This window comes from Amycolatopsis sp. NPDC054798 (assembly GCF_053611505.1).
In genome coordinates, this window is the sequence record NZ_JBSHAM010000023.1 from 65,817 (window position 1) to 90,779 (window position 24,963).

26 protein-coding genes are annotated in these 24,963 nt (G+C 69.4%); 12 read left to right on the forward strand and 14 right to left on the reverse strand.

Annotation, left to right across the window (positions count from 1 at the left end; genetic code table 11):
- Window position 1 precedes the first annotated feature (1 nt).
- The 4 genes from efeO (at window position 2) to ACWGIC_RS16875 (ending at window position 4,009) form a co-directional block, all read left to right on the forward strand.
- Complete coding sequence (gene efeO / locus ACWGIC_RS16860; protein WP_452076848.1) at window positions 2-1,153, forward strand: iron uptake system protein EfeO; 1,152 nt, start codon at window positions 2-4, stop codon at window positions 1,151-1,153.
- Window positions 1,150-2,424 (forward strand): iron uptake transporter deferrochelatase/peroxidase subunit, encoded by a 1,275-nt coding sequence (gene efeB, locus ACWGIC_RS16865; protein ID WP_452076849.1) that lies wholly within the window; start codon window positions 1,150-1,152, stop codon window positions 2,422-2,424. The genes efeO and efeB overlap by 4 nt, the downstream gene beginning before the upstream one ends.
- A 105-nt stretch (window positions 2,425-2,529) precedes the next feature.
- The gene (locus tag ACWGIC_RS16870) at window positions 2,530-3,594 is read left to right on the forward strand and encodes an LLM class flavin-dependent oxidoreductase (RefSeq protein ID WP_452076850.1); all 1,065 of its coding nucleotides are present in this window, start codon (window positions 2,530-2,532) and stop codon (window positions 3,592-3,594) included.
- A gap of 4 nt (window positions 3,595-3,598) precedes the next feature.
- On the forward strand, window positions 3,599-4,009 hold the full coding sequence (locus ACWGIC_RS16875; protein WP_452076851.1) for a PPOX class F420-dependent oxidoreductase: 411 nt from the start codon (window positions 3,599-3,601) through the stop codon (window positions 4,007-4,009).
- Window positions 4,010-4,083: 74 nt separating this feature from the next.
- Here ACWGIC_RS16875 and ACWGIC_RS16880 read toward each other — a convergent pair whose 3' ends face one another.
- From ACWGIC_RS16880 to ACWGIC_RS16910, 7 genes are all read right to left on the reverse strand, one after another.
- Entirely contained in the window at window positions 4,084-4,635 is a 552-nt protein-coding gene (locus ACWGIC_RS16880) for a hypothetical protein (RefSeq protein ID WP_452076852.1), read from the reverse strand.
- Window positions 4,635-5,972 (reverse strand): hypothetical protein, encoded by a 1,338-nt coding sequence (locus ACWGIC_RS16885; protein ID WP_452076853.1) that lies wholly within the window; start codon window positions 5,970-5,972, stop codon window positions 4,635-4,637. Before ACWGIC_RS16885 ends, ACWGIC_RS16880 begins: the two co-directional genes overlap by 1 nt.
- A complete protein-coding gene (locus ACWGIC_RS16890) occupies window positions 5,972-6,775 on the reverse strand; it encodes an ABC transporter ATP-binding protein (RefSeq protein ID WP_452076854.1) in 804 nt (267 codons plus the stop codon). The genes ACWGIC_RS16885 and ACWGIC_RS16890 overlap by 1 nt, the downstream gene beginning before the upstream one ends.
- Before the next feature lie 21 nt (window positions 6,776-6,796).
- Entirely contained in the window at window positions 6,797-7,585 is a 789-nt protein-coding gene (locus tag ACWGIC_RS16895) for a zf-HC2 domain-containing protein (RefSeq protein ID WP_452076855.1), read from the reverse strand.
- A gap of 40 nt (window positions 7,586-7,625) precedes the next feature.
- A complete protein-coding gene (locus tag ACWGIC_RS16900; RefSeq protein ID WP_452076882.1) occupies window positions 7,626-8,180 on the reverse strand; it encodes an RNA polymerase sigma factor in 555 nt (184 codons plus the stop codon).
- Window positions 8,181-8,968: 788 nt separating this feature from the next.
- The gene (locus ACWGIC_RS16905) at window positions 8,969-9,883 is read right to left on the reverse strand and encodes a MazG family protein (RefSeq protein WP_452076856.1); all 915 of its coding nucleotides are present in this window, start codon (window positions 9,881-9,883) and stop codon (window positions 8,969-8,971) included.
- Window positions 9,880-10,878 (reverse strand): hypothetical protein, encoded by a 999-nt coding sequence (locus ACWGIC_RS16910; protein WP_452076857.1) that lies wholly within the window; start codon window positions 10,876-10,878, stop codon window positions 9,880-9,882. The genes ACWGIC_RS16905 and ACWGIC_RS16910 overlap by 4 nt, the downstream gene beginning before the upstream one ends.
- 81 nt (window positions 10,879-10,959) lie before the next feature.
- Here ACWGIC_RS16910 and ACWGIC_RS16915 point away from each other — a divergent pair, with 81 nt between their 5' ends.
- Window positions 10,960-11,373, forward strand: a complete 414-nt coding sequence (locus ACWGIC_RS16915; RefSeq protein ID WP_452076858.1) for a hypothetical protein — start codon at window positions 10,960-10,962, stop codon at window positions 11,371-11,373.
- 82 nt (window positions 11,374-11,455) lie between these two features.
- Here ACWGIC_RS16915 and mfd read toward each other — a convergent pair whose 3' ends face one another.
- Window positions 11,456-15,016, reverse strand: coding sequence for a transcription-repair coupling factor (gene mfd, locus ACWGIC_RS16920; RefSeq protein ID WP_452076883.1), 3,561 nt, complete (start codon window positions 15,014-15,016; stop codon window positions 11,456-11,458).
- Between the two features lie 24 nt (window positions 15,017-15,040).
- Complete coding sequence (locus tag ACWGIC_RS16925; protein ID WP_452076859.1) at window positions 15,041-15,982, reverse strand: LLM class flavin-dependent oxidoreductase; 942 nt, start codon at window positions 15,980-15,982, stop codon at window positions 15,041-15,043.
- Window positions 15,983-16,070: 88 nt separating this feature from the next.
- Between ACWGIC_RS16925 and ACWGIC_RS16930 the strand changes: the two genes are divergently transcribed.
- The gene (locus tag ACWGIC_RS16930) at window positions 16,071-16,847 is read left to right on the forward strand and encodes an MmyB family transcriptional regulator (protein ID WP_452076860.1); all 777 of its coding nucleotides are present in this window, start codon (window positions 16,071-16,073) and stop codon (window positions 16,845-16,847) included.
- Here the strand turns inward: ACWGIC_RS16930 and ACWGIC_RS16935 are convergent.
- Together ACWGIC_RS16935 and ACWGIC_RS16940 are read right to left on the reverse strand one after the other, a co-directional pair.
- Complete coding sequence (locus tag ACWGIC_RS16935; RefSeq protein WP_452076861.1) at window positions 16,825-17,331, reverse strand: DedA family protein; 507 nt, start codon at window positions 17,329-17,331, stop codon at window positions 16,825-16,827. The two genes, ACWGIC_RS16930 and ACWGIC_RS16935, sit on opposite strands and share 23 nt — an antisense overlap.
- Complete coding sequence (locus tag ACWGIC_RS16940) at window positions 17,303-17,938, reverse strand: class I SAM-dependent methyltransferase (RefSeq protein WP_452076862.1); 636 nt, start codon at window positions 17,936-17,938, stop codon at window positions 17,303-17,305. The genes ACWGIC_RS16935 and ACWGIC_RS16940 overlap by 29 nt, the downstream gene beginning before the upstream one ends.
- A 116-nt stretch (window positions 17,939-18,054) precedes the next feature.
- On the opposite strand from ACWGIC_RS16940, the gene ACWGIC_RS16945 reads away from it, so the two are divergent.
- From ACWGIC_RS16945 to ACWGIC_RS16955, 3 genes are read left to right on the forward strand one after another with little or no spacing between them, the layout of a single operon-like run.
- Entirely contained in the window at window positions 18,055-19,179 is a 1,125-nt protein-coding gene (locus ACWGIC_RS16945; protein ID WP_452076884.1) for a sensor histidine kinase, read from the forward strand.
- Window positions 19,176-19,829, forward strand: a complete 654-nt coding sequence (locus tag ACWGIC_RS16950; protein WP_037820214.1) for a response regulator — start codon at window positions 19,176-19,178, stop codon at window positions 19,827-19,829. Before ACWGIC_RS16945 ends, ACWGIC_RS16950 begins: the two co-directional genes overlap by 4 nt.
- Before the next feature lie 20 nt (window positions 19,830-19,849).
- Window positions 19,850-20,995: a PQQ-dependent sugar dehydrogenase gene (locus tag ACWGIC_RS16955; protein WP_452076863.1), complete on the forward strand. Its 1,146-nt coding sequence runs from the start codon at window positions 19,850-19,852 to the stop codon at window positions 20,993-20,995.
- Between the two features lie 2 nt (window positions 20,996-20,997).
- Here the strand turns inward: ACWGIC_RS16955 and ACWGIC_RS16960 are convergent, their stop codons facing one another.
- The gene (locus tag ACWGIC_RS16960; protein WP_452076864.1) at window positions 20,998-21,714 is read right to left on the reverse strand and encodes an SDR family NAD(P)-dependent oxidoreductase; all 717 of its coding nucleotides are present in this window, start codon (window positions 21,712-21,714) and stop codon (window positions 20,998-21,000) included.
- Window positions 21,715-21,744: 30 nt separating this feature from the next.
- On the opposite strand from ACWGIC_RS16960, the gene ACWGIC_RS16965 reads away from it, so the two are divergent.
- From ACWGIC_RS16965 to ACWGIC_RS16975, 3 genes are read left to right on the forward strand one after another with little or no spacing between them, the layout of a single operon-like run.
- Window positions 21,745-22,278: a MarR family winged helix-turn-helix transcriptional regulator gene (locus ACWGIC_RS16965; RefSeq protein ID WP_452076865.1), complete on the forward strand. Its 534-nt coding sequence runs from the start codon at window positions 21,745-21,747 to the stop codon at window positions 22,276-22,278.
- A gap of 10 nt (window positions 22,279-22,288) precedes the next feature.
- Window positions 22,289-22,687, forward strand: coding sequence for an NUDIX hydrolase (locus ACWGIC_RS16970; protein ID WP_452076866.1), 399 nt, complete (start codon window positions 22,289-22,291; stop codon window positions 22,685-22,687).
- Window positions 22,687-23,067: a VOC family protein gene (locus ACWGIC_RS16975; protein ID WP_452076867.1), complete on the forward strand. Its 381-nt coding sequence runs from the start codon at window positions 22,687-22,689 to the stop codon at window positions 23,065-23,067. Before ACWGIC_RS16970 ends, ACWGIC_RS16975 begins: the two co-directional genes overlap by 1 nt.
- A gap of 4 nt (window positions 23,068-23,071) precedes the next feature.
- Here ACWGIC_RS16975 and ACWGIC_RS16980 read toward each other — a convergent pair whose 3' ends face one another.
- Together ACWGIC_RS16980 and ACWGIC_RS16985 are read right to left on the reverse strand one after the other, a co-directional pair.
- Window positions 23,072-23,662 carry a TetR/AcrR family transcriptional regulator gene (locus tag ACWGIC_RS16980; RefSeq protein ID WP_162834135.1) on the reverse strand — a complete coding sequence of 197 codons (591 nt, stop codon included), beginning with the start codon at window positions 23,660-23,662 and terminating at the stop codon, window positions 23,072-23,074.
- A gap of 220 nt (window positions 23,663-23,882) precedes the next feature.
- Window positions 23,883-24,842, reverse strand: coding sequence for an acyl-CoA desaturase (locus ACWGIC_RS16985; protein ID WP_452076868.1), 960 nt, complete (start codon window positions 24,840-24,842; stop codon window positions 23,883-23,885).
- Between the last annotated feature and the right edge of the window lie 121 nt (window positions 24,843-24,963).

The window sequence follows — 24,963 nt, forward strand, 5'->3', positions numbered from 1 at the left end:
AGTGCCCCAGTTCCGCAAAACCTCGACGGCTGTGCTCACCGGCCTCGGCGCCCTCGTCGCGCTGACCGCCTGCGACAGCACGAATTCCGCGTCCGGGCCTTCGGGTGCGGCCTCGGGCGGGCCGATCAAGGTCGAGGCGTCCGACACCGCGTGCTCCGTGTCGGCCACGACCGCCGCCGCGGGCAACCTGACCTTCGAGATCGCCAACAAGGGCAGCAAGGTCACCGAGTTCTACCTCTACGCCGAGGGCGACCGGATCATGGGCGAGGTCGAGAACATCGCGCCGGGGCTGAACCGGCGGCTCATCGTCGAGGTCCCGGACGCGGGCAAGTACCAGACCGCGTGCAAGCCGGGCATGGTCGGCAACGGCATCCGCGGCGACTTCACCGTCACCGGCGGCGCGCAGAGCCAGAACAACGCCAGCGCGCAGAAAGCCGCTGCCACCAAGAGTTACGCGACCTACGTCGAGAACAACAGCGCGGCGCTGGAGACCGAAACCGCCAAGTTCGCCGCCGCGGTCAAGGCGGGCAAGGTCGACGAGGCGAAGGCCGGGTACGCGCGCACCCGCGCCTTCTACGAGCGGATCGAGCCGGTCGCGGAGAAGTTCGGCGACCTCGACCCGGCCATCGACGCGCGCGAGGCCGACCTCGAACCCGGCAAGCAGTTCACCGGCTTCCACCGGCTGGAGAAGGACCTGTGGACCACCGGGCTGAAGCCGGACAGCCCGCAGATCGCGGACAAGCTGCTCACCGACGTGAAATCGCTCGTCGCCAAGGCGAAGGCGCTGCAGCTGAGCGTGCTGGACCTGGCCAACGGCGCGAAGGGCCTGATGGACGAGGTCGCCACCGGCAAGATCACCGGCGAGGAGGAGACCTTCTCGCACACCGACCTGTGGGACTTCCAGGCCAACCTGGACGGCTCGAAGGGCGCGATCGCCGCGCTGCGGCCGATCCTCCAGGAGCGCGACGCGGCCCTGGTGTCCACTTTGGACAAGCAGTTCGCGAACGTGCAGGCGCTGCTCGACAAGACCCGCTCCGGGGACGGTTTCAAGTACTACAACGAGCTCTCCCAGGACCAGATCAAGGCGTTCGCCTCGGCGGTCGACGCGCTGAGCGAGCCGCTCAGCAAGGTCGCGGAGGTCGTGGCCAAATGACCTCGCAGGCCGAGACGACGGAGGGAACCCAGGTTTCCCGCCGGAAGCTGTTCGGGCTGGCCGGCGCGGGGGTCGCGCTGGCAGGCGCGGGCGCGGCGGCCGGGGTCGGCATCGACCGGCTCGGCGGCGGCAGCTCCGCCTCGGCCGCGGTGTCCACTGTGGACTTCCATGGCGAGCACCAGGCCGGGATCGTCACGCCGACGCAGCAGAACCTGCACTTCGCCGCGCTCGACGTGACCACGAAGGACGCCAAGAAGCTCCGCGAACTGCTGCGCACCTGGACGGCCGCGGCACGGCGGATGACGGCCGGGCAGGACGTCGGCCCGAACGGCGCGGTGGGCGGGTCCGCGCAGGCCCCGCCGGACGACACCGGCGAGGCGCTCGACCTGCCCGCCTCCGACCTGACGCTGACGATCGGCTTCGGCCCCTCCCTGTTCGACGACCGGTTCGGCCTCGCCGAGAAACGTCCGCCGCAGCTGATCGACCTGCCGTCGTTCCCGAAGGACAAGCTCGACCCGGCCCGCAGCGGCGGCGACCTGTGCATCCAGGCCTGCGCGAACGATCCGCAGGTCGCGGTGCACGCGGTGCGCAACCTGGTGCGGCTGGGCTTCGGCGTCACCGAGGTGCGCTGGTCTCAGCTCGGGTTCGGGCGCAGTTCGTCGACGTCGCGCTCGCAGCAGACGCCGCGCAACCTGTTCGGCTTCAAGGACGGCACCAACAACATCAAGGCCGAGGACACCGACGTGCTCCGCGACCAGGTGTGGGCGCAGGCCGGCGACGGACAGGCGTGGATGGCCGGCGGCACCTACCTGGTGGCGCGCCGGATCCGGATGCACATCGAAACCTGGGACCGCGAGACGCTCGCCGGGCAAGAGCAGATTGTCGGGCGCACCAAGGGAACCGGCGCGCCGCTCGGGCAGACCGGCGAGTTCGACCAGGTCGACCTGCAGGTCGGCGGCGCGGGCGGCACCCCGCTGATCGCCGAGGACGCGCACATCCGGCTGGCCTCGCGCCAGACGCGCAAGGGCGTGCAGATCCTGCGCCGCGGCTACAACTTCGTCGACGGCTCCGACGGCGTCGGGCACCTCGAGGCGGGGCTGTTCTTCCTGGCGTTCAACCGGGACACCCGCACGCAGTACGTCCCGATGCAGCAGGTGCTGTCGTCGAAGGACGCGATGATGGAGTACCTGCAGCACACCGGTTCCGCGCACTTCGCGATCCCGCCGGGCCTCACGCCGACCAGCAACTGGGGTGACGGGCTCTTCGCCTGACCAGTACAAATCTCCCCGCCCCGCCACTGCGTGGGACCGGTTGCCGTCGCCTGCCGGGCAAGCGACGGTGACCGCGTTCATCCGCGCGAGGTGAGGAGTTCGGTCGTGGTCGCTGTGGCACAGCCGCGGTTCGGGGTGTGGGCGGTCGTTTACGGGTCGTGGGGTCCCTTCGACCATCCGGACGACCCGGTGGACGCGAGCTGGGAGCGCAACCGGCGGCTGATCGTCGAGGCCGACCGGCTCGGCTTCGATTCGACGCTCATCGCGCAGCACGTGGTGAACCCGTTCGGCGACGAACTGGACCAGCTGGAGACGTGGACGTCCGCGGCGGCGCTCGCCGCGCTCACCGAACGGATCGAGATCATCGCGGCGATCAAGCCGTATCTCGTGCACCCGGTGGTGCTGGCCAAACAGGCGCTGCAGATCCAGGAAATCAGCGGCGGCCGGTTCGGGCTGAACCTGGTCAACGCCTGGTACAAGCCGGAGCTGGAGCGGGCAGGCATTCCGTTCGCCGAGCACGACGAACGTTACGAGTACGGCCGCGAATGGATCAGTGTGGTGCGCGGGTTGCTGGCCGGGGAACGGGTTTCGTTCGAGGGCAAGCATTTCCAGGTCGACGGGTACCAGCTGCGGCCTGCTGGTTCGTCGCCGACCGTGTACGTCGGCGGCGAATCGGACCCGGCGCGAGCGCTGGTGGCGGACAAGGCCGACGTGTGGTTCATCAACGGGCAGCCGAAGGAGAACGTCGCCCGGCTGATCGAGGACGTCGCCGCCCGCCCGCGCGCCGGTGCTCCGGTCCGCTTTGGACTGTCCGCGTTCGTGGTGGCCCGCGAAACCGACGCCGAGGCGGAAGCGGAACTGGCGGCGTTGTGGGAGCTGGCCGAGGCGGGCAAGGCGCGATGGGAAGCACTGGTCGCGGACGCCGATCCGAAAGCGGTGATGTTCCAGACGTTCGCGAAGTACCCGCACATCGGCACGAACGGCGGCACCGCGGCCGGTCTGGTGGGCAGCTACGACACCGTCGCACAGCGCATCCGCGAGTGGGCTGACCTGGGGATCGAAACGTTTATGCTGCAATTCCAGCCCTTCGAAGCGGAGATGCGGCGGTTCGCCGAGCACGTGATTCCCCGCGTGCGCTTGACTTCAAGCAAGCTTGAACTTGCACGGTAGGTGCATGTTCACCGAAGCGGAACTCGACTACCTGGCCACCCAGCCTCTCGCCCGCGTGGCCACGCAACAACCGAACGGAACCCTGCAGGTCAGCCCGGTCGCGTTCGCCTGGAACCCGGAGACGCGGACCATCGACGTGACCGGGTACCACCTGACGAAAAGCCGGAAGTACCGCAACGTCGAGGCCAACGGCAACGTCGCCATCGTGATCGACGACCAGCCTTCGACGGAGCCGATGCGCGTCCGCTGCCTGGAAATCCGGGGCCGGGCGGAAGCCGTGCCGGACGCCTTCGCCTCCGACGGCCACCTCGACGGTGCCGTCATCCGCATTTACCCGCAACGCATCATCAGCTTCGGCATCGACGACCCCGACCGCGAACCGCTGGAGACGAAGCCGAACAACCGGAACGTCTGAAGCCAGGCCGGGCCGTGGTCCCGCCCCTGCCCGGGGGAGGGACGGGGCTGCGCCTGGCTTGCCGGTCCGCTGGCTCATCGACGGGCACCCGCCACCGTGTACGCCGCCGTTCCCGCCAGGAACAACAATCCGGCCGTCCACCACGCCGCAGCGGAGTCCGCCGTCGCCATCGGCCAGGCGACGACGCCGTAGACCTGACCAGCCATTCTCGGGACGAACACCGACGTCATCGCCCAGCCCATCGGCAGTGTCCAGCCGAACTGGCCGCCGAACCACGCGGCCGCCAGACCAGTGAGACCGAGAAGCCCGGCCGCGGTGCGGAGGATCCAGGCGGCGTCCATCTGGTGGTCTGCAAGGCCTTGTGCGGCAAGCATCGTTCCACCCGCCACCGCGCCGATCGCCAGGAGGTGCACCAGCCGCCGGGGCGGCCAGCGGAAGGAGGCCGTGCGGTCCAGATCGATGTCCTGTCCGCTGAGGCCCACGCCCGCTACCGCGACCGCCGCGCCGAGGGTGAGTGCCGACCAGTGGCCGCCCAGCAACGGCGGGAAAACGGCGGCGCAGAGCAACACCGCGACCAATGCCACGGCGAGGTGGCGCGAACGCGCGTACAGCGCTATCCACCGCATTAGCGCGCCCCCTGACTGAGGACCTTCAACGGGTCACCAGTGCAGCTCAACTCCAGTTGCCGAGCCGCGGCGATCCGGGCGGTCTGCTCCGCCTCCGGCGCTGCCTTCAAGGCCGCCCACGCCGGGGCCGCCCAGGTCTGAAACTCCGCGCGTGGAGGCGGCGAGTACGAACCGATCAGCCACTGCGCCATGACCCAGCGCGCGGCGTCCTCCCGGTCGTTTCGCTCCCCGCCGTAAGACGACGCGTGGCACGGCAACGTCCCGGCACCGCGAAGCAGCGTCGCGGTGAGGCCGGGACCGCTTTTGTTTTGCAGCGCATAGTCGTCCTGCTGAAGCAGCACCCGGGACGGATCTCGCGGGCCGACCTTGGTGTTCCGGAACGGCTCCGTCGGTTCCTCGACCCGGACTGGATGTTGCGGAAGCTTTTCCAACCGCCGCAAGGCTTCCTTGCCAGGACCGGCCACAGTGGACAACCAATCCTGGTGCAGTCGCGTGACGCACACCGGACCGTCGCAGACGAGAGCGACTGCTGTTTTGTCCAGGACGTAGTTGTTCTCCGACGCGGCTGGGAAGAGCGGCAACGCCACCGCCAGCCCGGCCGCCACCGGAAGCAGCGCGAGCACCTTGGTCCGCACCGAACTTGCCAGCAGCAACACGACTCCGGCGGCGGTGAGCCCGAGCAACCAGCTCAGCTGCCCGATCTCCACCGCCGGCCGAGGCAGGTCGAACGGCCCGTGCGGCTGCACTTGCCCGATCCCCAGCAGCACGACCGCGTTCGGCGCTCCTCCGTTCACCCCCGACACTTGAGCGAAGAAGCCGCCGATCAGGGCGAGCACGGCCAGCGCTGGAGCGGTGATCGGATAGGGCAGCAGCCGCCCGAGGCCGAGCCCGAGTGCCACCCCGGCGAGCACGGACAGCACGCCGAGCACTAGCTGCGAAACCCAGGCGGTGGTGAACAGCCCGTCCTTCGCCACGACCTGCCCGACCCCGACGGCGACGAGCACCAAGTACCCCGCCGCTGCGGTGAACCCGACGGCGGCCACGAGCGTCGTGGCCCGTTGTCCGGCTGGCCGGGGCGTGGACTGAAGCAGCTCGCTGACTCCGGCGCGGACGTCCCGCATGCCCTGGATAGCTGCGGCCCCGACGATGATCGGCCACATCAGCACCAGCAGATAGCGCGGCCACCGCACCGCGGTCAGCCACGTCTCGTTCCAGGCCGCGGAGCCGTCGCTCCACTGTCCGCGCGAGAACAGGAGCAACCCCAGACTCACCGCCAGCATCGCGACCGGCACCCAGGGGGCGACGGTGCGCCGGAGTTCGATCCGGAACGGGCGCATCACCAGGCTCCCCTCCCCTGCGCGTGACCGAGCAGCGCCGAATAGCCGCGCTCGATCGGGCTGTCGCCGACGTCCGCCTCGCTGCCCGCCGCCGCCAGATCGCCCGGGGTGCCTTGGAAAACCAGCTTCCCGGCGGCGAACAGGACGACGTCCGAGCACGCCGCGGCGACGTCTTCGACCAGATGGGTGGACACGACGACGCACGCGTCCCTGCCGATTTCCTGCAGCAGTTCCCGGAACCTCAGCCGCTGCGCGGGATCGAGCCCGGCGGTGGGTTCGTCGAGCAGCAGGAGCGCCGGATCGTTCACGATCGCCTGCGCGATGCCGACCCGGCGGACCATGCCGCCGGACAGCGTCTTCATTTTGTCCTCGGCCCGATCGGCGAGACCGACCCGCTCGATCGCGCGCTGCACCGCGCCCGGCACCTCCTGTTTGGGCATTTCCTTGAGCCACGCCAGGTATTCGACGAACTCGCGGACGGTGAACCGCTTGTAGTACCCGAAGATTTGCGGCAGATACCCGATCCGGCGGCGCAGGGCGCGCTGGTCGAAGCGTCCCCCGATCGGCTCGCCGAGCAGCGCCAGCTTGCCTTCCGTCGGCCGCAGCACCGTGGCCAAGGTGCGGATCAAGGTGGTCTTGCCCGCGCCGTTCGGGCCGAGCAGCCCGTGCACCCCCGTGCCGAGCGCGAGGTCGAGGCCGTCGACCGCCATCCGCTTGCGCCCGACCCGCACTTTCAGTCCTTGTGCCTGGATTTCCCAGGCGTAGGTCGCCGGAGCGACTTCGGAGGCTTCCACAGCCCGCATCGGTTTCCCCTCTCGTTTCCGTCAGTGCTGCACAGCAAGCTGCGTGAAGGTGTTCCGGCGAAGCACTACGAACACCGCCGCGACGGCAGCGGCCGCGAGCCAGCCCGGCCAGGTAGCGGTCTCCAGCAGGGCCGAGCCGCCGAACGCGACGCTCGGCACCACCAGCGCACCGAGCCACAGGCCGATCAGGATCGACGCCGCCCAGGCGACGCCGATGAACGTGCCGAGCGCGAGAGTGCCCGTGGTGAACGCGAGACTCGGCAACAGCCCGAACCCCAGTTGCGCGCCGACCAGCCAGCCCGCGAGGAACAGCACCGCCAATGTCGGCACGACAACCGCTGTGGTCCGTCGCAAGATCAGCTCCAGACCGGCGCGCGGAGTGGCCGCGGTGAGTTCGTACGACGGGTCCAGCCCGCGGGACCACGCCGCCGCCACCCCGAATACCGGCAGCACCGGGGAAAGCAGCTGCACGAACGACAGCCCCTCGCGAAGCGACCGGTCGAGGTAGATCGACAGCGCACCGACCACCAGGACCATCAGCAGCCACGGCACCATCACCGGGGTCGCCCAGCAATGCAGCCACCTCGCGGCGCGGCGCGGCACCGGTTGTGCCGCGTGGGCGAACTCCGGCTCCAGACCAGCCCACACGGTGTCGACCAGACCGGCTACCTCAGCGGTGGACGCACCGGCGAGCCGAGCCCGGCAGTGCGCGCATTTCTCCAGGTGCCCCTCGATCGCCCATGCCTCGTCCCCTGGCAGTTCGCGACCGGCGACGTAGCCGGCGAGCATCCGGTCGGACACGTGGTTCATGGCTTGACCTCCTTCAGACAGTCCTGGTTCCTCGGCGCGTTCACGACAACGCCTCCCGCATCGCGATCCGGGCACGGCGAGCCCGAGTTTTGACCGTGCCCTCCGGCAGGCCCAGCAGGATCGCGGTCTCCCGGACCGACAATCCGTCGAGCACCATGGCTTGCAGCACCTCGCGCAGCTCCGGCGCGAGACTGCGCAAGGCGGTGCCCACCGAATCGCCGACCGTGCCCGCCAGCGCCTCCTCCTCGGCGGCGGGCGCGGACAACGACTCGTGCACCCCGGGCGGCGGATGCGCGTGATGCGCACGCCGCCGGTACGCGTCGATGAGCCGCCGCACCGCGATCGTCCACACCCAGCCCACGGCAGAGCCGCCGGTGACGACGCCCGCGAACGAACCCGCGGCACGCCACACGGCGAGATAGGTCTCCTGCATCACCTCCGCGACGATCTGGTCATCGGAGCAGCGGCGACGCAGGCGAATCGCGAGCCACGGCGACGTGCGGCGGTAAAGCTCTTCGAACGCCGCACGGTCACCGCGGGCGGTGCGCCGGAGGAGGTGTTCCTCGTCCGGCTCCCTGGGTGGCTTGTGCTTCACACCCGGCAAGACGCCACCTCCGCGCTTCCGGTTCTCAAAATTAAGTGATCTGGGTCACATCTTGGGAGCCGGGGTGGTTCGGCTGCCGGGCGCAATCGTGCCCGGGGGACGGCGGGGGTGCGGGCGGATGGGGAAGGGCCCGTCGATCGGGCGAGGGTGGTGGGTGCCGGGCGGGGGTGTGGTTGCGGGGCTGGCTCGGGGGTGCGAGCGGTTCCAGGCGGCCAGGAGTGGGGGCAAGGGTGGTTCGGCGGGGAAGCATGAGTGCCGAAGATGCACGAAGCGCGCAGCAGCCCGGGGAATGCGCGCGGTGCCCGAGCGCTCCATGAAAGAGCGGCGGTGACAGAGTGAGGGCTCTGGACGGCCCAAGAAGGCAAGCAGCGCAACAGAATCCGCGCAGGGGCGGTTTGAACTCCCGCAAGCCGCCAACCGAGGTGCGCCACAAAAACCCGAGCAGTGCAGCAAACGAACTTGGCTCGGGAGCTGGACTCTCCGCCCCCTCGGAACCAGGGCCATCAGCCGCAGGCCGGAACACCTCAAACCGGAGGCTGAAGCTACCGCCAGCCCAACACAGAAGCCCAAGCAGCACAGCAAACTAGCCCAGCTCGAGAACCGGAATCTTCGCCTCGCCGGAACCACGGCCACCAGCCCCACGGGCCGACTCAAACCGGAGGATGGAGCCACCGCCAGCCCCCAAAAGCCCGAGCAACGCAGCGACTAACCCAGCCCGAAAACCGGAACCTCCGCCGCCCCCGGAACCACAGCCACGAGCCGCACGGACTGAAACCGGCTCAAGCCGAAGGCCAGAACTTCCGCCACCCCTCAGCCTCCAGCGTCGACGGTTCCACCCCAGCCTTACGCGCCGCCGTCTCCGCCGCCCGGATGTCGCGGGCGAATTGCTTCGCCACCGCCCGCAGCTCACCCTCCGGGTCCAAGCCTCCCCGGCGGGCGGTCGCCGCCGTTCGGAACAGCTGGGCGGGGGCTGAGGAGTCCTGCGGGAACAGGTCCAGCGGGATCCCGGCGCGGCCGCTGCGCTGGCCCAGTTTTCCGGCGAGCGCGACCGCGGGCTGGCCCAGCGCCACACCGTCCACAATGGACTTACGCTGTTTCTCGGCCTGCTTCAGCTCTTCCCATTTGAGTTCCTGGTGCTCGGCCGAGGCGATCCGGGCCGCGTCGGCGAAGACGTTCGGGTGGCGGCCGACCAGTTTGTCCACCAGGTCGCTGGCTACGTCGTCGATGGTGAACGGGGCGCGGCCGTGTTCGGCGGCCACCCGGGCATGGAACAGGACCTGCAGCAGCACGTCGCCCAGTTCCTCGCGCAACGCGGCACGGTCGTTGTCCTCGATGGCTTCCAGCAGTTCGTACGTTTCCTCGACCAGGTACTGCCGCAGGGATTCGTGCGTCTGCCGGGCGTCCCAGGGGCAGCCGCCCGGGGAGCGCAGGCGGTCCATGACCTCGACCGCTTCGACGAGCGGCGGCACGGGGGTTTCGATCAGCCGCGCACCGGCGGCGAGCATCGCGGCCGCGGTCGGTTCCGTGCGGGACGCGGCGAGCAGTGCGATGTCCGCGTAGGACTGGCCTACCGGCGGGACGCCGAACTGCTCGGGGTCGACGTCAGTCGCGGCATACACGGCAGCGGTGCGCAAAACCGGCAGCGCGGCCGCGGGCAGGGTCGCGCCCCGGACCAGGATTACGGTGCCGGTCACTGCTTCGCCGGAGCACCGCCGCGCAGCGGTACCGCCACGCCCGTGACCTCGGCCGCGCTGGGCGCGAGGTTCATGCCGACCGGGTCCCACACGCCGTAGCGCGGGTTGATCTTGAAGTCCACATTCCCAACATACGGCTGGAGCATCCGCACGCCGATGGCACCCAGCTGAGCCGCGGTGGGCTGCTGGACCTGGTCGGTGGCGACCTTCGAGTCCGTCGACCGCTTCCGCACCACGGCGGTGACCCACCAGGTCGGCGCGCTCGCCGGGTTCGGCTGGAACGCGATGGCGGTGTTCGCGGGCACGCCGAACAGCACGGTCGCGGCGTCCTGCGGCGACGACAGGGCGGGAGCCTGCTGGCCCACGTTGCCCTGCGCGCCGCCCTGAATGTCGGCCTGGATCTTGCCCGGGTTGCCGGCGTACTCCTCGGCCTTGGCGATGGCCTGGCTGCGCGCGGCCTTCGGGTCGATCGACGGGGCCTGGCTCTCCGAGGTCGGCGCACCGATGCTGGTGTAGTCGAAGTTCACCGACAGCGTCGGCAGGTACTTCAGCGCGATCCGCTGCTGCAAGTACTGATCAGTGATGGCTTCGCGGTGATCGCGCAGCCGCCAGACGAGCTGGGTGACGCCCGCCGACTGGTCCTGCGTGACGGCCTCGGGCACCGGCGTCGAGAGCGGATCCTGTTGCATGGCCTCAGTGACGGTGGCCTCGTCGACGGAGATGCCTTCCTTCCGCGCGGCCTTCACGACGACCTCGTGCAGCAGCGCCTGCCGGACGATCTCCCGCCCGACAAGGTCGAGCTGATGCCGCGCGGCGAGCTGCCGGGCGTACGGCTGTTCCTGCACGGCGCGGTCGAGCAGCGCCTGAACCTGGTCGATGGTGGTGACCTGACCGTCGACGACCGCGGCGGTGCCCACCTGACTGGGACCGGTACCGCATCCGGCGAGAAGGAAAGCTCCGGCGAGAACGGCGCCCAGCGCACGGCGGCGCCCCATGATCCGCATCACAGGCCCTACCCTCTCACATGCCCTCGAAACGCAACACCATCGAGGCATTCAGCGGGCTATTGTCGACATATGGACTCTTGGTTGTCGATCGAAGTCCTCGACGGGGCCTTCGCGGCGAGCGCGTGGCAACGCGCTCACGGCGACCGCCTGACCGAGGCCGCGCTGACCAACGGCGCCGAACAGTGGACGTGGCACGTCCACCGCTGGGGCGTCACGCTGGAGATCGAGTTTTCCTCGGCAGAGAAACGAGATCGCTTCCGAGGGCTGCCCGCAGTGACCGGTGCGCTCGACGCGGTGCCGGATCCGGAACGCGGCCTGCTGCTGTACCCGGGACGCGGCGGCGGTTCGGGAGCCCGGGTACCGCGCCGTCCCCGGCCGTTGCCGATGTCCGGCTGCGGTGCGCTGCCGACGCCGGAGGAGGAAGTGTCGTTACGGCTGGCTACCGCGGAACCGCCGGGATTCGAGGTCTGCCCGGCGGGCTGAGCGGACGCGTTCGCCACTGACAAGCGCCGCCCAGGCCGTCACCGATTCCTTGCGGCAGCGTCGCTAGTTCCTCCGCATCGCCTCACACCGCCGCCGGGGTTTTCGTCAACTGGGACAGCAGCTTCGTGCACCAGTCGAGCAGTTCCTGATCCCGCAGCACCGGCGCGCCCATCCGGCCGCCCGCCGGGCCTTCGGTCGGCTTCGGCACCGACACCGTGTTGGTGATCGCCTTGTAGACCGCCTTGGGGTACAAGCGTTTCAGCCGCACCAGCTGCGAGTCCATCAACGGCAGCGGCGCGAACCGGATCGTGTTGCCCTGCGCCGCGACCTCGGTGACGCCAGCGGCACGGCAGGCGTGCCGGAAAGCCGCGACCGCGAGCAGCCGGGTGACCGGGGCGGGCGGCTGGCCGTAGCGGTCGACGAGTTCCTCGCGCACCGCGTCGAGTGCCGCGGTGTCCGGGGCCGACGCGATCTTGCGATACGCCTCCAGCCGCAGCCGTTCGCCGGGGACGTAGTCGTGCGGGATGTGCGCATCCACTGGAAGGTCGACGCGGACTTCGGCCAGTTCCTCGTCCTCCGCCGGCTCCGCGCCCGCGTGCCGCCGGAACGCCTCGACCGCTTCGCCGACGAGCCGGACGTACAGGTCGAACCCGACGCCCGCGATGTGCCCGGACTGCTCCGCGCCGAGGATGTTGCCCGCGCCGCGGATTTCCAGGTCCTTCATCGCGACTGCCATGCCCGCGCCGAGTTCAGTGTTCTGCGCGATGGTGGCGAGCCGGTCGTGCGCGGTCTCGGTGAGCGGCGCTTCCGGCGGGTACAGGAAGTACGCGTACCCCCGCTCGCGGCCGCGCCCGACCCGGCCGCGCAGCTGGTGCAGCTGCGCGAGGCCGAGCATGTCGCCGCGTTCCACGATCAGCGTGTTGGCGTTGGAGATGTCCAGGCCGGTCTCGACGATCGTGGTGCAGACGAGGACGTCGTACTCGTTCTCCCAGAAACCCTGGATGATCTTTTCGAGCTTGTCCTCGTTCATCTGCCCGTGCGCGGTGACGACGCGCGCCTCCGGCACCAGCTCGCGGATCCGTTTCGCCGCCTTCTCGATCGACGAAACCCGGTTGTGCACGTAGAACACCTGGCCGTCGCGCAGCAGCTCGCGCCGGACCGCGGCACCGACCTGCTTGTCGTCGTACGCGCCGACATAAGTCAGAATCGGGTGCCGGTCTTCCGGCGGGGTGAGGATGGTCGACATCTCGCGGATGCCGGCCAGCGACATCTCCAGCGTGCGCGGGATCGGGGTCGCCGACATGGTGAGCACGTCGACGTGCGTGCGCAGCGCCTTGATGTGTTCCTTGTGCTCCACGCCGAACCGCTGTTCCTCGTCGACGATCACGAGGCCGAGGTCCTTGTAGCGGATGCCGGTCTGCAGCAGCCGGTGCGTGCCGATGACGATGTCGACCTCGCCGTCGGCGAGCTGTTCGAGGACCCGGTCCGATTCGGCCTTGTGCGTGAACCGGGAAAGGCCCTTAATGGTGACCGGGAACGACCGCATGCGCTCGGTGAACGTGTTCAGGTGCTGCTGCGCGAGCAGCGTGGTGGGCACGAGCACGGCCACCTGCTTGCCGTCCTGCACCGCCTTGAACGCCGCGCGCACCGCGATCTCGGTCTTGCCGTAGCCGACGTCGCCGCAGATCACCCGGTCCATCGGGACGCCGCGCTCCATGTCCGATTTGACCTCGTCGATGGCCGCGAGCTGGTCGTTGGTCTCGGTGAACGGGAAGGCGTCTTCCAGCTCCGACTGCCACGGCGTGTCCGGGCCGAACGCGTGCCCCGGCGCGGCCTGGCGGGCGGCGTAGAGCTGCACCAGCTCGGCGGCGATCTCCTTGACCGCCTTTTTGGCGCGTGCCTTGGTGTTCTTCCAGTCCGAGCCGCCGAGCTTGTTGAGCGTGGGCAGTTCGCCGCCGACGTAGCGGGACACCTCGTCGAGCTGGTCGGTGGGCACGAACAGCCGGTCGCCGGGCTGGCCGCGCTTGGACGAGGCGTACTCCAGCAGCAGGTACTCGCGGGTCGCTCCGGCGACTGTGCGCTGCACCATTTCCACGAACCGGCCGATGCCGTGCTGGTCGTGCACCACGTAGTCGCCCGCCTTGAGCGCCAGCGGGTCGACCGCGCCCCGGCGGCGCGACGGCATCTTCGTGTTCAAGTCCTTTGTGGACGATCCAGCGGTGGCGCCTCGGCCGGTCAGATCGGCCTCCGACAGCACCACGAGCGCGCGCTCCGGCGAGACGAAACCCTCCGCGAGCCCGCCGCAGGTGACCGTGACGACTCCGGCCGACGGCACCTCGGAGAGCAGCTCGACGTGTTTTGCCGGGACCTCGGCCGCCATCAGCTGTTCCACCGCGCGGCTGGCGGTGCCCTGCCCGGCGACGACGAGCACGCCGGTGCCGCCGGACGCGATATGTGCGCGCAGGTCGGTCATCGCGCGTTCCAGCTCGCCCCGGTAGGCGGGAGCCGGCTCGACGCCGACGCGGTAGACGTCCGGGTCTTCGCTGGTCAGCTGGGTGAGCGTCCACCACGGGCGCTTGGTTTCCTGCGCGTGCGCGGCGATCTCGGACAGATCGCGGTACGCCGACGCGCCGAGGTCGATCGGGGCCTGCCCGCCCGCCGCCGCGGTGGTCCAGGAGGCTTCGAGGAATTCCTGCCCGGTGCGGACGAGGTCGGCGGCACGGGCGCGGATCTTCTCCGGATCGGCCAGCAGCACGTGGCTGCCTCGCGGCATCGCGTCGGTGAGCAGGGCCAGCTCGCCCTCGCAGAGCACCGGGATGAGCGCCTCCATGCCCTCGACCGGGATGCCGTCCGACAGCTTGGTGAGCATTTCGGCCAGGTGCGCGTCGGCCTCGTACGTGGTGGCCAGCTCGGCCGCGCGCGCCTTGACCTCCGGCGTGAGCAGCAGCTCGCGGCACGGCGGCGCGGTGACCCGCTGGATCTCGCCGGGCAGCGATCGCTGGTCCGACACCGCGAACGCGCGGATCTCGCTGACCTCGTCGCCCCAGAACTCGACGCGGACCGGATGCTGCGCGGTGGGCCCGAACAGGTCGAGGATGCCGCCGCGGACCGCGAACTCGCCGCGCTTCTCGACCATGTCCACGCGCGTGTAGGCCAGCTCGACAAGCCGTTCGAGCAGGTCCTCGAAGCTCTGTTCCTCGCCGACGACCAGGTCGATCGGCGCGAGCGAGCCGAGGCCGGGGGCCATCGGCTGGATGAGGCTGCGCACGGTCGAGACCACGACCCGCAGCTCTTCGTCGCCCGTGTGCAGGCGGTGCAGCACTTCCAGCCGCCGCCCGACGGTGTCCGCGCGCGGCGAAAGGCGCTCGTGCGGCAGCGTCTCCCAGGACGGGAAGTCGGCCACCCGCTCGCGGCCGAGCAGCGCGCCGAGCGACGCGGTCAGCTCGTCGGCCTCGCGCCCGGTGGCGGTGACGGCCAGCACCGGACGGCCCGCGCCGCCGCGCTCGGGGTCTTCGGCCAGCGCGGCGGCCACGAGCTGTCGTACGGCGACAGCGCCTTGCAGTTCGAGCAGCGGGGCGCCGGCGCGCTCGACAACGCCGCGCAGCGCCGGGTCGGGAAGGATGGCTTGGAGGAGTCCGGACAGTACAGCGTCGGTCACGGTCCCAGACTACGTCGCGGCACCGACAGGTTTCCGCTCCCCGGCGATCACCTCCGCCAACAGGGGCAGTTGCCGCTCCACCGCACCGGGTTCCACCGAGCCGACGCGCAGCAGCACGTGCTCGGCTCCGGCGTCGGCGTATCGGCGCACGGCCGCCGCGACCTCCGAGATCGAGCCGGTCACGGTCGCCTGGATGGTGCTGATCTGTGCCAACGGCCGCTGGTAAGTCGCCTGCGCGTAGTCCTCCAGGACTTGCCTGCCACGGCGCGGATCGGGGTCGACGTAGACGGTCAGGAACAGCGATGGAGTGACCGCACGATCGCTGGTGGCGCGGATCGTCGCGAGACCGGACGCGTAATCCGCGGGGTCCGGCGGATACGGGAGCCAGCCGTCGTAACGCAGAGCGGTGCGGCGAAGCGCGGCTGGCGTCGCGCCGCCCAGCCAGATCGGCGGACCGCCGGGGCGCGCGGGCCGGACGGCCGACGGCAGCCAGTCGTAGTGCAGGACCTTGCCGTGGAACGACCGCGGCTGCCCGGTCCACAGCTCGCGCCAGAGCGTGACCACGTCGTCGAGGTGCGAGAACCGGGTCCGGAAATCGACCCTGGCCAGGTCGAACTCCCGCTCGCTGAAACCGGGGAATCCCGCGCCGACGCCGACCGCGAGCCGCCCTTCGGAGATCAGGTCGACCGACGCGAGCGTCATCGCGGTCTGCACCGGGTTGCGGTGCGCGGGCAGCAGCACCGCGGTACCGACGGTGACGCGTTCGGTCGCTTGCGCGACCGCGGTGAGCAGGGTGAGCGGTTCGATCCGCGGCCGGGAAAGCGAGTCACCGGCCCAGATCGACGCGAACCCGAGCCGTTCGGCTTCGCGGGCCAATGCGACGAGGGCACGCGGGGTGCCGCCTGCTTCGAGCTGTGCCTGTCCGGCAGGAAGAAGAAGTCCGAATTCCACGCCGACGACGATCCAGCGCGGCCCGGTGTCCCGGCAATTCCCTCCGGGGAATGGCCCGCCGGCAGAGCACTCGGCCAGAATCGCGCAGGTGCCCACTTCGTTCGCCGACGCCTTGCGCGACGCCCGTTCCCGCCACCGGCTCAGCCAGCTCGACCTCGCGCTGCGCGCCGGGACGACGCAACGCCACGTCAGCTTCATGGAACGCGGCCGTTCGCTGCCTGGTCGCGGCATGGTGGTGCGCGTCGCCGAAGCACTCGGATTGCCGCTTCGGGAGCGCAACGCCTTGCTGTTGACCGCCGGGTACGCGCCGGTCTACCCCGAAACGCGACTGGACGACCCCGCGCTGACGCCGGTGCTGGAGTCGCTGCGCGCGCTGCTCGCCGGGCACGAGCCGTACCCCGCGCTGGTCGTGAATCGCTACGGCGAACTCGTCGCGGCGAACGACGCTTTTGACTTACTTACCGAAGGCGTCGCGGCGGAACTGCTCGAACCGCCGGTCAACGTGCTGCGGCTGGCCTTGCACCCGCGCGGGATGGCACCGCGGATCCGGAACTTCGCCGATTGGGCTCAGCACGTGCTCGAACGCCCTCGCCGCGCTCTGACGCACGGGCCTGATCCTCGGCATCAGGCGTTGCTGGACGAACTCACCGGTTACCTGCCGTCGCCGGGCGAACCGTCAGGCGACCACCTCGGTTTCGCCGTGCCGCTGCAGCTGTCCAGCTCGGCAGGCGAACTGCGGCTGCTCACCGCGATCACGCAGTTCGCCACCGCGGTCGACGTGACCGTCGCCGAGCTGAGTCTCGAAACCTTCCTGCCCGCCGACGCTTCGACCGCGGAGCTGCTCAAGGCGCAACCCAGCCGGTGAGCTGCCCCATCGTCAGCTCTACACCCGCCCACAGCACTGCCGCGCACAGGCTTCCGACGAAGAAGCGTCGGTACGACAGTCCGGCCGAACCTGCAACGCGCGGCACGAGAGTGCGTACGCCAGCGAGGCACCGCCCTAGGACGACCGCGGGCACGCCATAACGCGCGACGGTCGCTTCGGCCTTGTCCCACTTCGCTTCGCCGATCCGCTGCCCTACGCGCGACCGACGCAGCTTCGGTCCCCACAGTCGTCCCTCCCAGTACGCGAGCTGGTCTCCCGCGAGCGCCGCCGCGACGCAGACTGCGAGGGCGGGCCACAGTTGTAAAGTCCCGCGCTGCACGAGGAAACCCATGAGCAGCAAGGTGGACAGCGTCGGCAACACGATGCCAGGCAACAGCGCCGTCTCGGCCATGATCACCAGTGCACAGATCAAGTAGACGAGCGGCGCGGGAGCGTCAAGAAGTGGCTGAAGCAGGCTGTCCATAGCGGTCCAGTCCCGACCGCACCGGCAAAGCCGCGCGGTACACGTACGCCGGCGGCAGGTTCCCCCACACCACACTGGTGCGTTCGACGACCGCGAAGCGGCTTCGCAGCAACCGTGCGAAACGACGCGCTGGTGGTGTCCAGGCGGTGTGCGCGTACGCGAAGGTGGTGAAGCGGCCTTGAGGAGAAAGCACTTCACAGACAGAGTTCAGTACCGCAGCCTGTGGCGCGGCGTGCATAGCTGTCCATGGCAGCCCGGAGACGACCACGTCGACCGGCATCGTCACGTACGCAGCGACGTGTTCCGCAGAGCCTTCCGCGACGTGTAGCGAGGGAAAGCGCTCGCGTAGTTCCTGCACTAGGTGAGCGTTGATTTCCACTGCGGTGAAGTGCGCGTCGCGCTGAAGCATGCGAAGCAGTACTTCGGTGAACACGCCCGTTCCTGGCCCCAGCTCCACGACGCTGTGCGCGCTCTCGACGCCCAGCCCACCAGTCATCACTTCGGCCAGCCGTGCCGAACTGGCCGCGATCGCGCCGGTACGCATCGGATGCCGGAAGAACTCCCTGGTAATCGACATGTTTTCGACGGTAGGAAGCATCTCGGTCATCGCGGATCGGCTCGGTCGGCGGGAAAAGTCGTCCGCTCGGAGGACCACGGCCATCCTCCGGAACGACGCGCGCGACGACGATCGCGCGTTACTTTCTTTCTGTGCGTGGACTGGTGATGTGGGGCCGCAAGCAGCGTTGGTTGCTGGATTTGCCGCTGTACGCCGTCTTCGTCGCGTTCGGGCCCAACATCGCGGATCAGCAGACCTGGCCGCTGCGCATGGTTTCGATGCTGTTCCTGCTACCGCTGTTGCTGCGTCGCCGCTACCCACGCACAGTCGCGCTCCTGATCCTCATCGGAGTAGCCATCGTCTATACGAACGAGGTATGGGCGTATGACCGTGGCCGTAGCGACCTCGCGATGGCGGTGGTTCTGTACACGCTCGTCAAAGCCGGTGACAGATGGTTCATCGGCTTCGCGGTAGCTATCGCCGGCCTGGACGCCTTCTGGGGATTCACCTGGGGCACCAACACTCTGAACCCGACGCTCACCATCTTCGGCGCATTACCGCTGTACCTGGCAGCTTGGGCTCTCGGTGCGTTCTTCCGCACGAAGGAACAACTCGCCGAAGAAGAACGGCTGCGAGAGGAACTGGCGGCGTCCGAGGAACGAGCCCGCAGTCGCGCTTCAGTCGCCGAAGAGCGCACACGGATCGCGCGCGAGCTTCACGACGTACTCGCACACAGTATGAGCGTAATCGTCCTGAACGCCGAAGGAGCGAAGCTCGCGCGCCACCACGACCCCGGCGCTGTCGACCGTACGCTCGACACCATCAGCAAGACCGGCCGTTCCGCACTCGCCGAACTGCGGCGACTGCTGGAAGTGATGCACGCCGGAGAACCCGCGCGCGCTCCGCAGCCGACGCTCGACCAGTTGCGCACGCTCGTCGCGCAGTCCGGCCGCGACGTGACGCTCGAAGTCAACGGCGACATCGCCGACCTGCCCGCCGGTGTCGCGCTTCAGGCGTACCGCATCGTCCAGGAGGCCTTGACCAACATGCTCAAACACGCGCCGCCCGACGCCACCGGCCGGGTCCGGGTCACGTTCGCCGGTCCGGAAATCCACGTCGAAGTCACCAACTCCGGCGGACGGCAGCCGGTCGCGGCGGGACTGCCCGGGTCCGGGCGCGGGCTCACCGGCATGGCCCAGCGCGTCGCGATGTACCACGGCAAGCTCGAAACCGGCACTCTGCCGGACGGCGGCTACCGAGTGTCGGCCACGCTGCGGACGGACGCCGCATGACGTCCGTGCTGATCTGCGACGACCAGGAACTGGTGCGCGTCGGGCTGCGGATGATCGTGGACAGCCAGCCCGACCTGGAGGTGGTCGCCGAAGCGGGCGACGGCGCGGAAGCCGTCGAACTCGCCCGCGCGCGACGGCCGGACCTCGTGCTGATGGACGTCCGGATGCCGGTGCTCGACGGCGTCGCGGCCACTGCGCAGATCTGCGCCGAACTGCCGGACACCTCGGTGCTGGTGATCACGACGTTCGACCTCGACGAGTACGCCTACTCCGCGCTTCGCGCCGGAGCCAGCGGCTTCCTGGTCAAAGACGCGCCGTCGGACGAGATGCTGGTCGCGATCCGCGGCGTGCTGCGCGGCGACGCGATGGTGTCGCCGTCGGTCACGAAACGCCTGCTCGACCGCTATCTCAGCGCGCACCGGACACCGCTGGACGAGCAGAAACTGGAGACGCTGACCGAACGCGAAAAGGACGTGCTCGGCCTGATCGCGCGCGGGCTGTCGAACACCGAGATCGCCGGAACGCTGTTCATCGGCGAGACGACGGTGAAGACGCACGTCGGACGGCTGCTGAACAAGCTGGGGCTGCGGGATCGGGTGCACGCGGTCGTGTTCGCCTATGAATCCGGATTGGTTCGTCCCGGCGGCTGAATCAGGGGCATGCTGGACCCATGCGTCTCGCCGGGTTGCTCGCCTCCGTTCTGGTGCTCGCCGCCTGCTCGGTCGCGCCGGCGAGTTCTCCGTCCGGACCGGGCCGGTTCGCCGTGCAGGAGGTCGCGGACGGCCTCGAACACGGCTGGGACGTCGCCTTCCTGCCCGACGGTTCGCTGCTCGTGCCGCAGCGCCCTGGCAAGCTCGCACTGGTCCGCGACGGCCGGGCGACCGCCGTGCGCGCCGATTTCTCCGACGTCCTCGTGCAGGGCGAAGGCGGGCTGATGGGCCTGGTACTGGCGGCGGACTTCGCGAAGTCGCGCGAGTTCACCACCTGCCAGACGCACCAGGAAAACGGCCGCGCGGTGGACGTCCGGCTCGTCACCTGGCGGCTCGCCGACGACGGCGCGAGCGCGGGCAAAGTGCGCGATCTGCTGACCGGTCTGCCGGTGAATCCGAGCGGACGGCATTCCGGCTGCCGCCCGACGCTCGCTCCCGACGGCGCGCTGCTCGTCGGCACCGGCGACACCGCGCGGCCCACGGTGGCCCAGGACCGGCACAGCCTCGGCGGCAAGGTGCTGCGGATCGCCGCGAAGACCGGGGAACCGCTGCCGGGCAACCCCTTCCGGTCGTCCGCGGACCCGATCGAGCGCCGGATCTACACCTACGGCCACCGGAACGTGCAGGGCGTCGCGATCCGGCCGGGCACCGGACAGGTGGTCGTCTCCGAACACGGCCCGGCGTTCGACGACGAGGTGAACCTCCTTCGGCCGGGCGGGAATTACGGCTGGGATCCGTCGAAGGGCGGCACCGATTCCAGCTACGACGAGAGCGTGCCGATGACCGACACCACCCGGTTCCCGGACGCTGTTCGTCCACTGTGGACCAGCGGTCAGCTCACCGAAGCGACCAGCGGTGCCGCGTTCCTCACCGGCAAGCAATGGGGTGCGGACGAAGGCGCGCTGGTCGTGGTGGCGTTGAAGGGGCAGAAACTCCTGCTACTGCACCTGGACGCTGCCGCGAAGGTCACCGGAGTCACGCTTCCGGCCGAATTCAACGACAAATTCGGCCGGTTGCGAGCTGCCCGGAGCGGACCGGACGGTTCGCTGTACGTGACGACTTCCAACGGCAGCGACGACAAAGTGCTGCGCGTGACGCCCCGCTGAGGTCAGCCGACGTACGCGCCGCCGTTCACGTGCACGACCTGGCCGGTGACGTGCCCGGCCTCCGGGGAAGCCAGGAAACGCACCACCTCGGCGATGTCGTCCGGTTTGCCCGCGCGTTTCGTCATCGTGTTCTCGACCAGCGATTCCTGGCGTTCGGCGGAGAGCTTCCCCCGGAAGAATTCGGTGTCCACGATCAGCCCCGGCGCGACGATGTTCGCGGTGATCCCGCGCGGCCCGAATCGGCGAGCGGTCTCGGTATTCCACACCTCCACCGCGGCTTTCGCCCAGCCGTAGGATTCAGCCCCGGTGTGCCCGGCGATCGAGCCGATGGTGACGATGCGGCCGTTGTCGGCCAGCCGGTCCCGCAGAGCCGTCGTGACGAACGCCGCGCTGAACAGATTCGCCCGGATGTTGGCCGTCCAGGCAGCGTCGAGCGCGTTCAGGCCCGAACTGTCCTCGCGCAGGAAATCCGTGTTGCCGCCAGCGTTGTTCACCAGCACGTCGACCCGCTCCGGCAACTGGTCGCACGCCGCCTCGACCGCTTCGGGATCGCTCGCGTCGAAGCGCACCGCATTCGCGCCGAGCAGCGTCGCGGCCTCGGTGAGCACGTCCTCGCGCCGCCCGGTGATCGTCACCCGGTCGCCGGCCCGGACAAACGCCGACGCGATCGCGTACCCGATTCCGGTGCCGCCCCCGGTCACTACTACTTCCCGTTTCATCCCACGTCCTTTATTGCTAAAGTACCTCTTGTGGACGACAGTACCGACGGCGGCGAAAACCCGTCAAGCGACGAGGTGGACGAGATCCAGCGAGCGTGGCTGCGGGAGCGGCCGGGCACGCCGGTGTCGTCCATCGGCGTGATCACGCGGATCTGGCACATCGCGAAACTGCTGGAAGACGACCGGCGCGCGACCATGCTGGAACTCGGGATGGACGCCTCCACCCGCACCCTGCTCAGCACGCTGCGCCGGGCCGGGCCGCCCTACCGGCTCAGCGCGGGCGAACTCGCGAAACGCTGCCGGGTCAGCCCCGGCGCGATCTCGCAGCAGACCGCCCGCGCCGAACGCGACGGCCACGTCCGCCGGGTGAAGTCCACTTCGGACCGTCGCGCGGTGTACGTCGAACTGACCGAGGCCGGGCACGAGCTGATCGAGCGAACCGTCGGCGATCTGCTGGAGCACGAAGAAACCTTGGTGTCCGCGCTGTCCCCGACGCAGCGCGAGCAGCTGGCCGATCTTCTCCGGATCCTGCTCGCGGACCTGGACCGGCGGGCGCGGAGGTAGGGTGGCTGACATGTCCACGATCGACAAAGTCGCCTGGCTGCACGTGGTCGACGGCAAACTGCTCGCCGCGCGCTCGGCGGGCAAGGACACCTGGTACCTGCCCGGCGGGAAACGCGAAGAGGGCGAGTCGGACATCGAGACGCTGGTCCGGGAGATCTCCGAGGAACTGAGCGTCACGCTGGACCCGACCTCCGCGCGGCTGGCCGGAGCCTGGGAAGCGCAGGCGCACGGCAAAGCGGACGGCGTCGTGGTGCGGATGACCTGCTACACCGCGGAATACACCGGCGAGCTGAAGCCCAGCAGCGAGATCGAGTCGTTCGGCTGGCTCGCCCACGCCGACCGCGACCGGGTGTCCGCGACGGTCCAGCTGATCCTCGACGACCTGCACGCCCAAGGGAAACTGGTCTGATGCTGCGGCTCGGGACAACGGTGCTGGGAGTCGCCGACGTCGAACGCGCGGCGCGGTTCTGGGCCGAGGCGCTCGGGCTCGTCGAGGACCCGGAATGGGCGAGCGCGACGTGGCGGACGCTGGCCCACCCCGGCGGCGCGCACGCACTGGGCCTGATGCGAAGCGAATCGCCCGCCGAACCGAAACCGCGGCTGCACCTGGACCTCTACACCGACACCGCGGACGAGCAGCGCGCCGGAGTGGAACGGCTCCTCGGACTCGGCGCACGCCGGGTCGACTGGGAGGATTACCCGCCCCAGCCCGACTTCGTGGTCCTCGCCGATCCGGACGGCAACCTGTTCTGCGTAGTGGATCTGAGCAACGCGCCGTCCGGGGGATAAGGGTTCAGCCGAGCAGCCGGGGCTTGTTTTCCAGGTGGGACAACCCGTTCCAGGCGAGATTCACCAGGTGCGCGGCGACCTCGTCCCGCTTCGGTTTGCGCGCGTCCAGCCACCACTGCCCGGTGAGCGCGACCATGCCGACGAGCGCCTGCGCGTAGAGCGCGGACAGCTTCTCCTCATACCCGCGCGCGGCGAACTGCTGCGCCAGGATGTGCTCGACCTGGCTGGCGATGTCATTGAGGACCGTCGAGAACGTGCCGGTGGAACTGGCGACCGGGGAATCGCGCACGAGAATGCGGAACCCGTCGTGGGAATCCTCGACGTAGCTCAGCAACGCGACGGCCGCCTGCTCCAGCATCACCCGCGGATGTCCGCCGTGGAGTGTCGAGATCATCCGGTCGAGCAGCAGCTGCGTCTCACGGTCGACGACGACGGCGTAAATGCCTTCCTTGCCGCCGAAGTGTTCGTAGACAACCGGTTTGGACACGTTCGCCCGCGCGGCGATCTCCTCCACCGAGGTGCCGTCGAAACCCTTCTCCGCGAACAACGCGCGCGCCACGTTGAGCAGTTGCTGCCTGCGCTCGGTGCCCGTCATGCGCACCCGGGCGACCGGGGCGGCCGGCCGCGCACCGGTGACCGCCGCTTCACGTTTCGCCCGTCGTCTCCCCGCCATTCGCAGCAGGGTAGCGGGCTTGGCCCCGGCGGGCTTCAGGGGAGCCGCCGCCCGACCTGGCCCGGAGACGAATGAACCCCGTCGGGCGACGGGGTTCATTCGAAGAGGGTGTGCCGGGAAACTCGGCCCCGGCAAAGGAAAACTACTTGGCCTCGGCCGCGATCCGGGCCAGCCGCTGCGGAGTCGGCCACCGGACGTCGTGCACCCAGCCGAACTTCTCGAAGATCCAGATCAGCCGCGCCGACATGTCGATCTGGCCGCGCTTCACGCCGTGCCGCGCCGAGGTGGGGTCGGCGTGGTGCAGGTTGTGCCAGGACTCGCCGAAGGAGAAGATCGCCAGCGGCCAGAAGTTCGCCGAACGGTCGCGGGCGGCGAACGGGCGCTCGCCGATCATGTGGCAGATCGAGTTGACCGACCAGGTCACGTGGTGCAGCACGCAGATCCGGACCAGACCCGCCCAGAAGAACGCGGTCACCGCGCCCCACAGCGACCACGAGATCAGGCCGCCCAGCAGCGCCGGGCCGAACAGGCTCACCAGCGACCACAGCCAGAACAGGCTGTCGACCTTGCTGATCGCCTTGTCCTTCACCAGATCCGGCGCGAACCGGCCCTGGTTGCTCTTGTCGCGCTCGAACAGCCAGCCCATGTGCGCGTGCCAGAAACCCTTGGCGATGGCCAGCGGCGAGGTGCCGTAGGCCCACGGCGAGTGCGGGTCGCCGTCGCGGTCGGAGAACGCGTGATGGCGCCGGTGGTCGGCCACCCAGGTGATCACCGGTCCCTGCAACGCGATGCTGCCCGCGATCGCCATCACGACCCGCAGCCACGGCTTCGCCTTGAACGACCCGTGGGTGAAGTGCCGGTGGTAGGCGACGGTGATGCCCAGCCCGCTGATCCCGTAGAACACGACGAAAAGTGCGACGTCCAGCCAGGTCAATCCCCAGCCCCAGGCGAACGGAACCGCGACCAGCAGCGCCACGATCGGCAGCAGCACCCCGAAGTACACCGACAGCTGGACCCCGATCGACCGCTGTCCTTCGATGATCGGCTTGGGGCCCTTCGGCGGGTCGCCCGCTGACTGAGAACGATCGAGGGTGGCCGTCATGCGCTCACTTCTTTCCTCTCACAACCCCTTGCGAAGGGTGCCCTTACCTACGGTGTCGTAAGTTACGGTACAGGAGGTTTCCGGCGCTGTGGAGGCCCGAAAAGTCCGATTGCCCGGTGCC